General features: G+C 47.3%; 9 protein-coding genes. 6 read left to right on the plus strand and 3 right to left on the minus strand.

Annotation, left to right across the window (positions count from 1 at the left end):
- Both V6C93_RS25895 and V6C93_RS25900 read right to left on the minus strand, forming a co-directional pair.
- On the minus strand, positions 1-1,247 hold a 1,247-nt coding region (locus tag V6C93_RS25895; RefSeq protein ID WP_333479549.1), incomplete at its 3' end, for a glycogen/starch/alpha-glucan phosphorylase.
- A gap of 222 nt (positions 1,248-1,469) precedes the next feature.
- Complete coding sequence (locus V6C93_RS25900; RefSeq protein WP_333479550.1) at positions 1,470-4,460, minus strand: pentapeptide repeat-containing protein; 2,991 nt, start codon at positions 4,458-4,460, stop codon at positions 1,470-1,472.
- A 17-nt stretch (positions 4,461-4,477) separates the two neighbouring features.
- Between V6C93_RS25900 and V6C93_RS25905 the strand changes: the two genes are divergently transcribed.
- Positions 4,478-5,518 (plus strand): hypothetical protein, encoded by a 1,041-nt coding sequence (locus tag V6C93_RS25905; RefSeq protein ID WP_333479551.1) that lies wholly within the window; start codon positions 4,478-4,480, stop codon positions 5,516-5,518.
- 718 nt (positions 5,519-6,236) lie between these two features.
- On the opposite strand, the gene V6C93_RS25910 is transcribed toward V6C93_RS25905, so the two are convergent.
- Positions 6,237-7,079 (minus strand): carbohydrate ABC transporter permease, encoded by an 843-nt coding sequence (locus V6C93_RS25910; protein WP_333479552.1) that lies wholly within the window; start codon positions 7,077-7,079, stop codon positions 6,237-6,239.
- 191 nt (positions 7,080-7,270) lie between these two features.
- Between V6C93_RS25910 and V6C93_RS25915 the strand changes: the two genes are divergently transcribed.
- The 5 genes from V6C93_RS25915 to V6C93_RS25935 all read left to right on the plus strand — a co-directional run.
- On the plus strand, positions 7,271-7,966 hold the full coding sequence (locus V6C93_RS25915; RefSeq protein ID WP_333479553.1) for an aldehyde oxygenase (deformylating): 696 nt from the start codon (positions 7,271-7,273) through the stop codon (positions 7,964-7,966).
- Between the two features lie 92 nt (positions 7,967-8,058).
- A complete protein-coding gene (locus tag V6C93_RS25920) occupies positions 8,059-9,672 on the plus strand; it encodes a B12-binding domain-containing radical SAM protein (protein WP_333479554.1) in 1,614 nt (537 codons plus the stop codon).
- Positions 9,673-9,847: 175 nt separating this feature from the next.
- The gene (locus tag V6C93_RS25925; protein ID WP_333479555.1) at positions 9,848-10,870 is read left to right on the plus strand and encodes a long-chain acyl-[acyl-carrier-protein] reductase; all 1,023 of its coding nucleotides are present in this window, start codon (positions 9,848-9,850) and stop codon (positions 10,868-10,870) included.
- 180 nt (positions 10,871-11,050) lie between these two features.
- A complete protein-coding gene (gene accA, locus V6C93_RS25930; RefSeq protein ID WP_333479556.1) occupies positions 11,051-12,028 on the plus strand; it encodes an acetyl-CoA carboxylase carboxyl transferase subunit alpha in 978 nt (325 codons plus the stop codon).
- A 669-nt stretch (positions 12,029-12,697) separates the two neighbouring features.
- A partial coding sequence (locus V6C93_RS25935; RefSeq protein WP_333479557.1) for an SDR family oxidoreductase occupies positions 12,698-13,416 on the plus strand: 719 nt, incomplete at its 3' end.

Below are 13,416 nucleotides of genomic sequence, written 5' to 3' on the forward strand. Positions count from 1 at the left end.
TAAATAATCTCTAGGTGTCTAGGCAACAGGCGTTCAAACAGGCTAACAGGCCAGCGCTCCAGAGCCTCTGCCAGTAGGGTATGGTTCGTGTAGGCGAAGGTATTTCTGGTGATGTACCAGGCTCGGTTCCAACCCAATTGATACCGATCTACCAGCAGCCGCATTAACTCAGCAACACCAATAGAGGGGTGAGTGTCATTCAGTTGGATGGCAACCTTCTCGTGGAATTGGTCAAAATTCTGGTGCTTTCGGCGATAAGTCTTGATGATGTCCTGCAACGAACAGCTAACGAAGAAATACTGCTGCTCCAGCCGCAGTTGTTTCCCTTGGGATGTGTTGTCGTTGGGATAGAGAACCTTGGAAATATTCTCGGAGAATATCTTGGTGGTTACAGAACCAACATAGTCACCGCTATCGAAAACCTTGAAGTCGAATTCTTCAGAAGCACCCGCACGCCAGAGGCGCAGGGCGTTGACTGTATTGTTGTTGTACCCAGGCACTGGCGTATCGTAGGGTGTTCCTACAACCTTTCGCTCTGGAATCCAACGCACTCGATAATTGCCGTCCCCATTCTGGTAGGTTTCTGTGTACCCTCCGTAGAGTACCTCAACGGTTAATTCTGGGCGTCGAATTTCCCAGGGGTTGCCGAAACGGAGCCACTTGTCTGGGTATTCGACTTGAGCGCCATTTTTAATCCGTTGGTCAAAGATGCCAAATTCGTAGCGTATGCCATAGCCAACGGCGGGAATTTCCAACGTGGCTAGGGAGTCGAGGAAACATGCCGCTAGACGCCCTAAGCCTCCATTGCCCAATCCAGGTTCTGCTTCGAGTATCGTTAGGTCATTAAGATTGAGCCCAGACTCATGCAGGGCTTGGAGAACCCGTTGATACAGACCCAAGTTGAGCAGGTTATTGGTCAACTGGCGACCCATCAAGAATTCCGCCGACAGATAATACACACTCTTGACATCTTTATCAATATATGTAGTGGTTGTATTAATCCATCGATGGAGTAGGCGATCGCGCACAGTATAGGCCAAAGCCATGTAGTAGTCGAAGGGCGTGGCTAAGAACTCGTTTTTTCCTTGGATATAGTAGAGGTTATCGGCAAAGGCTCGTTTGAGCGTCTCAACTGTCATGCCAGTGCGATCGTCCTCGATTTGAAGCTGGACATGCTCTGGAGGAGAGATATCTGGCTGTAAGGGTCTACGATGAGCCTGCTCGAATAAATTTTCTTGGGTAGTCATTGATTTAGATGCCTGCGATCGTAAGTAGATAAGCTAACAGGACTTATGCCGCGTCTGTACAAGTAGAGTACAAATACTCGCCCTACTGGGGGTAGAGTTTAAACCTTGAAATATGTGCAAGTCCTGCCTAATCAACATTAGCTCAGCAGCGCCTAGTGACTACTCCTATCCCGTTGCGCTCAAAGATAGCACGGTCTGGATGGGGAGAGAGGTTCAGAACTCTTACCAAGTCAGCGGCACCTCAGCAGGATTGTGACAAATCACCGGCAACCAAGTTGCACAGGGAAAATCATCTTCTAAAGCTTGCAGCATCTCCCGCGCTTGTCGCACGGAAAGATAGAAAGACTTGCCACTGGCAGACGCCCTAAGAAAGTTCTTCAAAAATTCTTGAGCTACCAAATCCGGCACCGGCTCTCGCATCACGATGATTTGAGGAATGTGCAAACAAGTCAGATGCTTTGCTAAGCCCAAGCCGTCACAGGAGTTGAAAATTGCTAGCTGCAAACCCCGTTCAATGGCTGCCAACAGAGCATTTTCCAACTGGTCAATCGTTAACTTATCGGTTTTATTGATATAAATCCAGCCGTTTTTTCCATCCCATTGACTCGAGCTGTGTCCCGAAAAACAGAGAATGTCCCAGCCTTGCTCATCCCACAATTGTTTATCCAACTCCTTGCGTGTTGGTTCTACAAGAAAGGTGGTTTCCGCATGGTGGAAGTTCTCTAAAATATTCCTATCTTTCTCAACATTGATTCCTGTACTATCGCCCAAAATCGATAAAATTCTGCGCTTGGCTCTTGGAGACGCTGATTTTTCTACTCGGTCATAAAATGGGGCACTCAAAGCCATTTCGGCTTTGCGGTAAGACTTGAAAAAATCCCAAGAATGCCAGGGTAGTCGTCGCACATCGAGATTTTCGGATTGAATGATTACCTGCAATTCATCAGAGCGGATAAATTTTTCTCGCAAGCTCTTGTCAATCGGGCGAAATGACTCTGAGTTAAGCCATTGATTGAGTCGGTCTTCCAACTCCTCAGCTAAGGGATAAATATCTTTTTTAGAAAAATTCGCCACCTGATTGGCTCTAGATTCTAGTCGGGAATACAAGTTCAAACAGTTGTAGAGTGACTGCCAACGGCTATAGAGTTCAGGAATTTCTGGTGCTGGCGGCAACTGACCAAGACATTGGGTTGGTAGCCTATTGCCCTCAGCCCAAATCTGAACGGTGACACAGGGAAATCCACGTTCAAAACTACCATCTCCCAGCGTCAATATAACCAATTTCTCTGCTCTTGATTGACGTTCTGCTAGGGCTTTTACTTCGGGAATATTAAGAGGAACATTAAAAGGTCTGGATGCCAGCAGACTAATAATTTCATTCATCTCAGCGTTTTGCTGGCGCTCTCTTTGACGATAGTCGTCCAATTGCTGGCGATAACTTTCAATCACCTCATCTTTCACTTCTAGCTTGGCCTGATATTTTTCTTCTATTGCTTTGAGGGTAAGTTCGTAGTTTTGCGTAAAGTCACTATGTATCTTTTGCTTGTTGGTTTTCGTGGCTACGCTGACCTTGACAACAACGAATCCGTCGCCTTTGTTTTCAATACTCTGGATAGCAAGTTCTGTGTCTTCATTTTCCACTTGTAAATTTCTGAAAGCTATGATAAACGCTTTCCAATCTACTCCGTTGCGAAAAATGAGATCGACGGTAGTCAAAACTTCTTGAAACAGCTTGGTAAATTCTCCGGCTTGAAATTCACCACTACTGGGACGGCGTTCCTGTTGACCTTGCAGTAGATAAATATAGCGACAATCGACTTGCTCCAGCTTGGTAGTGGAGTCAATATTCCAGGATTCCAGACAAGCTCCTGTTAAGTAAGCTCCAGTAAAATCCGTCGCGATCGCCTGAACTTGAGAGAGGTTTGTCCCTTCTAAATTGGCTCCCTGTAAAGTGGCTTCATTGAGGTCTGCTTCCTGGAGATTCGCTTCATTGAGATTTGCTCCTGCTAGGTTCGCTCCTCTAAGATTTTCACCTTCATAAGATTTCTTGTAGCCATTACCACTAACTAACAAATCCCTTATAGAAGCCTTAGTCAGTAGGGAATGACCCACTCTAGCTCGATCAAGTTTTTTGGATTGATACCAGCGAGTACGAGTGAGAATAGCTCCTCGAAAATCAGTACTTTTGAGCGTTGCAGATGTGAAATTGGCATCGGTTAAATCGGCCCTATGAAAGCTAGTGCCACCTGTAGCAGCAAAGGCAATTGCGATCGCGCGAAGGAAAGTATGCTTCTCATCTCCAGCTAAAGTTCGCCAAGCTACGTAGGCACAGAGTCCAACCACAGCCACACCCATAGCTACAGCCCACTTCACAGCGTAAATCCCAGCCTCAGCTACAGCCACAACCCAAGCCCCAGCTACAGCCCCAGCTACAGTTCCAGCCACAGCTATAGCTACACCTCCAGTCCCAGCCCCAGCCACAGCCATAGCCATAATCAAAGCCCCAGTCACAATCGCAGCCCCAGCTACAGCCACAGCCCCAGCCACAGCCTCAGCCACAATCCACATCACACCCAAAACTGCCGCCTTAGAGACAGTTACAGCCTTAACCCACGCCAGAATGGCAGCCACAGCCGCTGTCCCAATCGCCGCCGCAGACAAAGTTCCTACAGCGATCGCTAAACCCCCGCGGATGGTGACAATAAAGAAGACCAATAACGTTATCAGGAGAACTTTACTAGAGATGTTCCAGGGGTCTTTACTGGCAGACATAACTGCTGTAGCCGCACCAGCATATGCCGAAGCGAATCCTGATAGTGCTGATAGAACTAATGAGATTATTACTAGAACAATTGCCCAGCCGCGCTGCAATCCAGCTTTGGCATAACTGAAGTTGGCACCGATGAGTTTGGCATTGGTGAAGTCTGCACCTCGGATGTCTGAGTTCGAGAAGTTAGCACCTGCGAGGTCTTGACCTTTGAAGGAGCGACCCTGGAGATTTTGACTGGAGAAGTCCTGCGGCATCACTAAAGACGGAAGCTTGGAGCCAATTTTAATCCAGGCATAACACAGAAGCATCCGAAATGGGTACGCGATCGCACTCTTTCCTCGCATTACATCTTGTGCTGTATCCTTGACAAAGTAGTCAAGACCCCCTACCCGTGGGGTAGCTCCTATAATTTGGGAAGCGTGCAATAATAATCCGTCTATCACTTGGTGATCGCTTCCCTATGGCTCAAGTCCCCCAATCTACCGCTGAACTGGCTGCTGTCCTCCAAGAACCAGTGGATCTCAATTTTGAGCTACCCGATCCAGATGATGAGGGGATTCTGGAGTATGACTTTCAGCAGTTAGTTGATAATGCATGGCTGGTATGCGATCGCTTCGACTTGCAAACCGAAATCTGGCGAGGGCGAATTTTGCGTGTAGTCCGTGACAGAGAGAAAAAAGGAGGCGATGGACGGGGGACAGGATTTTTAAACTGGCTCAAAAGTCGAGAAATCAGCAAAAGTCAAGCCTACTCTTTAATTGAGCTAGCCAATAGTGCGGATACCCTGTTAGCCGAAGGCAAACTCAGCACCGATGCCATCCGCAACTTTAGCAAACGAGCCTTTGTGGAAACAGCAAAATCCGCCCCAGAAGTGCAGCAGTTGGTAACAGAGGCAGCCGAAAAAGGCGATCGCATTACTCGCCGTGAGGTGAAGCAACTCTCGGATGAATGGACAGCAATGTCTTCGGAGTTGCTTCCTGATGAGGTGAAGGAAAAAGCCTCTGCGGGTACCATGCCAGCGCGTTACCTGGCACCTCTAGTTAAAGAGATGGAGAAGTTGCCCGAAATCCACCTGAAACCCTTACAAGAGGAAGTCGCCTCAAATCCCGATGTCGATACCATTAAACAGGTGACATCCGACGCCCGTTATTTAGCGAAGTATCTCGATGCGGCAGCACAAGTTCAGGCGATTCAGGCATCATCCCTAGATATGGAAATGGCGCTAGAAGAAGCTTTGCGACTCGACTGTTTAAATACCGCCGCTGATTTGGTGAAACAGGCATCGACCCTCGAACAAACCGTTGGTAAACTCTACACCACCTGGAAACGTCTCGGCAGTTTATCTGACCGATTATATGTCGATACAGGTGCGAGTACTCCCCATTTGCGATCGCTCCTCAACTGCCTAGAACGTCTTGCCAGTGAAGTCATCGAAGTGCCGTTAGACGATGTTGGTGAGCAGATCGTTCGGCTGAAAATAATGACGGATGCGAATACCTAATGCCACTCCTATCGTAGAAATATGAGAGCTGATTTATAAAGTTAATCTTAACTGTGTAGGGTGCGTTAACGAAGTGTAACGCACCACATTCAGGAGTGCAAAAATTCACTTATGTATGCGCCTAAGGCACCCTACAGTTTATATCTCATGACAGTAATGAATCGCATCAATATTAGTTACAAGGGCGGCCTTTAGAGTGACACTCTTTAGCCCAACAAGTTTCTAAAAGCTCAATTCTGTAGAGATAGGCGAATTGCTTAGGATTCAGTACCAGTTTAGTCTTGGAACTCAAGACGGGCTGGGTGAGAAATGCCCAGAGAGGAAACTTAATTTTGATATCTTTGTCAGCCATGTACTTTGCCAGATTATCGAGTTCAATGAAGCGAGTACGCTTTCAACTGCTAGTCAGATTTCTGCCTAGGGAAACCTCTTTTCCAGTAAAATTTTATGGATTTACTTTTCTGGGGATTGAGAAGGCTTTCTGACTTTAGTCAAGAAAAGTCCCTTGGTGAGCCTTCAACACGCAGCCAAGGGGATTTTCCAACCACTTGTACAGGAGGATAACGAAAAGATTTATTTCGTTTCAACCTCCTTCTTTAAATAGTCTGAAATCCTACCATTGGATTTAGGTTGAGCAATGATGAAGAGTTGGTAAAGTTTTCATGAAGTTATAGGTATTGGAGGAAGAAAATATCTTCACAAAAACACTTACCCTACTTTAATTCTTAATCCCCGTTGTCGAAATTCCCTGGATAAACTGCCGCTGGCCTGAAAGAAATACCACGACTACCGGTACCGTGGCAATTACCACAGCTGCCATCAGTAATGGCCAGTTATTGGTAAATTGCTCCTGAAACTCTGCCAAAGCCAGTTGAACCGTCCTTAACTCCGGTCGAGTGGTGAACACAAGGGGCTTGAATAAATCGTTCCACTCCCCGATAAACGTAAATAAAAATAGAGTGACCAAGGCGGGTCGAGACAAGGGTAGCATGACTCGCCAGAGAATTTGGAGTCGGTTTGCCCCATCTAATGCTGCTGCTTCTTCCAACTCTACGGGTACGGTAAGGAAGTACTGCCGTAAGAGAAAAATACCGAAGCCACTGGCTGCTGTGGGTAAAATCAGTGCTCCGTAGGTATTGACTAGGTGACCCCACTTCAGTACTAAAAAAATTGGCACTACTAAAATCTGAAAAGGAATCACCAGAGTTGCCAGAACCAGCAGGAGAAGCGTTTGACGCCCCCGAAATTTGAGCCGTGCCAAGGCATAGCCTGCCAGGGCCGAGGTAATAACCTGAAACCCTGTTACGGCAAGGGCGACAACGGTGGAGTTGGCAAACGCCAAAACAAAGTTACCCTGTTGCCAAGCTTGCTGATAGTTATCGAGAGTAAGTGCCTTGGGTACTAGGCTTCCACTGGCAGCACTTGTCCCAGCAGGTACCAATGATGTGAGGAAAACGATCGCTAAAGGGAGTAGGACAACAGCCGCACCCACAAGCAGCGAAACCCCAATCAGCCATTTCCCAAACTGCGGTGAGGGGTTTTTCGAGGGTATTTTAGGCATTTCTACTGATTTAATTTTATGCTTGGAATATCTAATGGAATATTCTGAGTCTAGGGGCTATTGCCTGAGGACGAGCAACGTATAACATGAACAGGTTAAGTTCAACTTAACGTTTTTGACCCTGGCCTCAAGGTACCGGGTCAAGCAATTTTTTAGCATCCTAACTCATGCAAACAGGAGAAAATCAACTTATGCAGCAGCTTGCAGTCAGTCCAGAGTTCGATTTCACTAGTGAATCCTACAAGGACGCCTACAGCCGCATCAACGCCATCGTGATTGAAGGTGAACAAGAGGCTCACGATAATTACATCCAATTGGCTGAACTGCTGCCAGACCACAAAGATGAGCTCCAGCGCCTTTCAAAGATGGAAAACCGTCACATGAAGGGTTTTCAAGCCTGTGGTCGGAATCTAAGTGTGACGCCGGATATGGAGTTTGCCCGCAACTACTTTAGCCAGTTGCATGGCAACTTCCAGAAGGCCGCAGCAACTGGCAATGTGGTGACGTGCTTACTGATTCAATCACTCATTATCGAGTGTTTTGCGATCGCCGCTTACAACATCTATATTCCCGTTGCCGACGATTTTGCCCGAAAAATCACCGAAGGGGTTGTTAAAGACGAGTATATGCACCTCAACTTCGGCGAAGTTTGGCTCAAAGAACACTTTGAAGAGTCTAAAGCTGAACTGGAACAAGCCAATCGTCAGAACCTTCCACTCGTTTGGCGGATGTTGAACCAAGTTGAAGAGGATGCTCACATCCTGGGGATGGAAAAAGATGCTCTGGTTGAAGACTTCATGATTGCCTACGGCGAAGCCTTAAGCAACATTGGTTTTACCACCCGTGACATTATGCGGATGTCGGCCTATGGTCTAACCGCTGCTTAACACAACTTAACCATTTTGTCGAGTTGTCAAGAGAAGGCAGTGGTATAAGGGGGGGTAATTTAAGAAAATCCTAAGTTTTTAGGAGAAAACCGATGAAAGCTTTGTTACTTTACCCCCGCTTCCCCCAAACCTTCTGGTCTTACGACCGATTTATGGCAATGGCTGACCTCAAGGCGTTTATTCCGCCTTTGGGAATCCTCACAGTTGCCGCCCTCCTGCCAGAAGATTGGGAAATCCGGTTTTATGACCGCAATGTCAAGGAAGAATCCGAGGATGACTGGCAGTGGTGCGACATTGTCATTCTCTCTGCCATGTTGGCACAGAAGCCAGACTTTCTCATTCAAATTCAAAAGGCAGTGCGGTTGGGAAAAAAAGTAGCAGTCGGAGGACCTTTTCCTACCTCAGTTCCAGAAGCCGCAATCAAGGCAGGTGCTCATTATCTAATTTTGGATGAAGGAGAAATCACTGTTCCACTATTTTTGGAGGCCATAGCGAAGCAGGAAAAAGAAGCGTCTATTACAAACGCAGAAGAGCCAAGTATTTTTCGAGCCTTGGAGAAACCGGACGTTACCACAAGTCCCATGCCCCGTTTCGATTTGCTGGAGCGGGATGATTACTTGATGATGGCTATCCAGTTCTCTCGTGGTTGCCCCTTCAATTGCGAATTTTGTGACATCATTAACCTCTATGGTCGTAAACCTCGTACCAAAGAGCCAAAGCAGACTTTAGCAGAACTTCAAGCCCTCTATGACTTAGGTTGGCGAGGGTCAGTTTTAGTGGTAGATGACAACTTTATTGGCAATCAGCGCAACGTCAAACGCCTGCTGCGAGAACTGATTCCCTGGATGGAGGAACGGAACTATCCCTTTACCTTCCTGACTGAAGCATCCGTTAACTTAGCAGAAGATGCTGAGTTGCTGGAACTCATGGCTCAAGCGGGGTTCTATGGTGTCTTTCTCGGCATTGAAACCCCTGACCAAGATAGCCTGAAGGTCACTCGCAAGCTTCAGAACATGCGCCACCCCCTAGTAGAAGCCTGTCATAGAATCAATGAGGCAGGATTACTCATTTATGCAGGATTTATCATTGGCTTTGATGGAGAACGAGCTGGTGCTGGGGAAAGGATTCGAGCCTTTATCGAAGAAACTGCCATTCCTCAACCCATGCTTGGCGTTCTGCAAGCTATCCCGAACACGGCTCTCTGGCAACGACTCAAAGAAGAAGAGCGATTATTAGAAGATTTTGGTGGCGTTGAGATAGGAGATCAGAATTCATTAATGAATTTCAAGCCTACCCGACCAATGGCTGAAATAGCCCAAGAGTACGTGAATGCGCTCTGGGAGATGTACGAACCCACAAACTATCTCCGACGCTGCTTCCAACAATGCTTGAATATCAACCCTAATCCTCGGCTTAACCAAACTATGTACTTTCCCCCAGGCAAGGGGATTCGACTGGTTGCTCAGTTAATCTGGCATCAAGGCATCAGGCGGCCTGCCATTCGTGTTCAGTTTTGGCAACAACTTTGGGTAATTCTACGTACCAAGCCCCAATTTGTGAATATGTATCTGGGGTTGTGTGCTGCTGGAGAGCATTTCTGGGAGTATCGTGCTTTAGCCCGCGAACGGATTACTCAGCAGATAGGATTTGACCCAATAGCAGAAACAGCCCCACCCGAACGAGAACCCGTTCTTGTCGAAGTCTAATCCTGGATTGAATTACACTTGTTCAAAATCGAACCGAGAGGTTTTTTTATACTCTTTTTTCGGCTTGCCGCTCCGAGAAGCGGCAATTTTTTGTAATATTTTTTTAATATCCTTAACGATTTCTTTCCCTCAACCTTAATTCCCCCGGATCTACAGCTTTACAAGCGAGCAATACATGTTTGGTCTTATCGGTCACCTTACCAGTTTGGAACACGCTCAAGCCGTTGCTAAAGAGCTAGGCTACCCAGAATATGCCGACCAAGGGCTAGATTTTTGGTGCAGCGCTCCGCCTCAAATCGTTGATACTATCAAGGTCACAAGCCTCACCGGACAGGTCATTGAAGGTCGGTACGTAGAATCTTGCTTTCTTCCTGAAATGCTCGCCAATCGCCGAATCAAGGCCGCAATCCGTAAAATACTGAACGCAATGGCTCATGCCCAAAAGTATGGCGTCAATATCACCGCATTAGGAGGCTTTTCCTCGATTATTTTTGAAGAGTTCAATTTGCACGAAAGCAAGCAGGTTCGCAATATCAAGCTTGAGTTTGAGCGCTTCACCACCGGGAACACCCACACCGCTTACATTCTTTGCCGCCAAGTGGAACAGGCATCGCAAATGTTAGGGATTGAACTTGATAAAGCAACAGTTGCTGTATGTGGGGCAACGGGCGATATTGGTAGTGCTGTCTGCCGCTGGTTGGATGCTCGCACAAATGTAGCCGATCTCCTATTAATTGCCCGCAATCAAGAGCGATTGCAATCCTTGCAGGGGGAACTGGGTCGCGGCAAAATCATGGGACTGGAAGAGGCTCTGCCACTGGCTGACATTGTAGTCTGGGTGGCGAGTATGCCCAAAGGGATCGACATCGACTTTTCTGTGTTAAAGAAACCCTGTCTGCTGATTGATGGCGGCTACCCGAAAAACATGGCAAATCAGATTCAGTATCCGGGTGTTTACGTCCTGAATGGTGGTATTGTTGAGCATTCTCTAGATATTGACTGGAAAATCATGCAAATCGTCAATATGGAGGTTCCAGGGCGTCAACTGTTTGCCTGTTTTGCCGAGTCAATGCTCCTGGAATTTGAGAAGTGGTACACCAACTTTTCTTGGGGACGGAATCAGATTACGGTAGAGAAGATGGACCAAATTGGACAGGTATCAGTCAAGCACGGATTTAGACCGCTCTTGAGCTTTTAGGGCAGGGTACAGCTTAGCAAGGTGAGCCGGTTGCAGGTTGGCATCTCTAATCTGCAACCTTTCAACCTTCAACCTTTCAACCTTCAACCTTTCAACCTTCAACCTTCAACCTTTCAACCTTCAACCTTTCAACCTTTCAACCTTCAACCTTTCAACCTTCAACTCCTTAACTCATGACCCATGATGACCGAAAACAGAACCTATCTTCTCGACTTTGAAAAGCCACTTGTTGAGTTGGAGGCACGAATTAACCAGATTCGTGAACTTGCCGAGGAAAACAACGTCGATGTTTCTGACCAAATCCGCCAACTGGAGGCACGCGCAGTGCAATTGCGTCAGGAAATTTTCAGCGGTTTATCGCCCGGACAACGGTTACAGCTAGCACGTCATCCTAGGCGTCCGAGTACCCTGGATTATATTCAGGCGATTAGCGATGAATGGATGGAACTGCATGGCGATCGCGGCGGTTCTGACGACCCAGCCTTAGTGGGGGGTGTGGGGCGTCTGGGTGGGCGTTCTGTGGTGATGCTCGGTCATCAAAAAGGTCGGGATACAAAGGATAATATCGCCCGTAACTTTGGGCAAGCGTCCCCCGGTGGATATCGTAAGGCACTACGGTTGATGGAACATGCCGATCGCTTTGGGATGCCGATTTTAACGTTTATTGACACACCAGGCGCTTGGGCAGGAGTCGAGGCCGAAAAGTTGGGTCAGGGAGAAGCGATCGCTTACAATCTCCGAGAACTGTTTCGGTTCGATGTCCCGATTATTTGTACGGTGATCGGTGAAGGAGGTTCGGGCGGCGCTTTAGGAATTGGCGTTGGCGATCGCTTATTGATGTTTGAACATGCCGTCTATACCGTCGCAACACCTGAAGCCTGTGCCGCTATTCTATGGCGAGACGCGGCAAAAGCCCCAGAAGCCGCCGCCGCTTTGAAGATGACGGCTTCAGATCTCAAAGAGTTGGGGATTATTGACCAAATCCTGTCCGAACCTGTAGGAGGTGCCCATTCTGACCCTCTTACGGCAGCTTCTATCCTCAAGGATGCTCTGCTACAAAACCTGGAAACTCTGACTCAGATGAGTGCAGGGCAGCGTCGGGATTTGCGTTATCAGAAGTTTCGTAGTATAGGCGCTTTTACAGAACTTTCCGCCTGAATTAGAGGAACTTGTTATCAAGCAGGGGGAGAGGAGGAGTTATAGACAGGTTTTCAATGTGGCATTGAAATATCCAATTGATCACAACCTTAGCCAAATTTCCCACTAGACTAGACTCTAAGGGATTTCCAAAATAAGTTACCCAAATTTGTGGAGCAAACGACACGAGTCGATACGGCTCGGGGGCGGGCTTTCTAGCCTACCCCATAATAGATAGTTGGATATTTCTTGATTTATAAATTTCTAAAAGGAGTAGGTTCCCTGATTAACTCACCCTACCGTGGAGTAGCGGCGACCGTCCTTTTGGTTTGACCTCGTCAACCTTTCCTAGTGATATAATTTTTAAGTAACATTTTTTTACATTGCCGTCATTCAATGCAGTTAGTGTATTTGCCCCCCAGCGTCATCAGCCTAAAGGCTTGATTGTGTCTTTGGGGACTGGCTGCTTAATAGAAAACAGAGATAATCTGTGCTCGGCAAAAGTTAGGAGAAATTTTGTAGTGTTTAATCTCGTTTAGGGATGGCAGCGGACTGACTCAAATGCCAGAGTCATAAGAATTAGCAGGTTAATGTATGTTGGCAGCTCCTAAGCAAAAATTCAGTCATTGTACAGGATGCGATGAAAGTATCTAGTGGGAGCATGTAGGAAAGAGAGTACTGGAAGATTTCATGACTTCTCAAAATCGACGACGTGCCCTGATAACTGGGGCTAGCAGCGGTATTGGCAAGGCAACGGCTTTGGCTTTTGCCAAGGCAGGGATTGATGTTGCTTTAGTCAGCCGTTCTCAGGATAAGTTAGAAGCGATCGCTACAGCGGCTCGTGAAGCTGGGGTGGAGGCGAAAGCTTATCCCCTGGATTTAGCCAAGATTGAGCAGGTTAAAACAGAAATTAGTGCGATCGCAACCGATTTTGCTCCCATTAATATTCTGGTCAACAACGCTGGGATGGGTTACACCAACTCCTTAAGCGAGACACCTCTATCGGACTGGCAGCAAGTCATTGACCTCAATCTGACTAGTGTATTTCAGTGCATTCTCGGTATTTTACCCGCTATGCGACAGCAGCATCGGGGAACCATTCTTAATGTTGCCTCGATCGCAGGTGAGCAACCCTTTCCCGATTGGGGTGCCTACAGCGTCAGTAAAGCCGGTCTTATTGCTCTATCCAAAACTCTGGCAGCGGAAGAACGTCCTCATGGCATTCGCGTTGTGACCCTCTCTCCGGGTGCCGTGAATACTCCCATATGGGATACCGACAGCGTTAAAGTTGACTTGAATCGGTCAGCCATGCTGACGCCTGAAATTGTGGCACAGTCGATTCTGCACGCCGTCATGCTGCCAGAACAAGCTGTCATTGATTCAGTAACTTTGATGCCTAGTGCGGGGGC

Origin of the sequence: Allocoleopsis sp., from assembly GCF_036703385.1 — a bacterium.
GTDB lineage: Bacteria > Cyanobacteriota > Cyanobacteriia > Cyanobacteriales > Coleofasciculaceae > Allocoleopsis.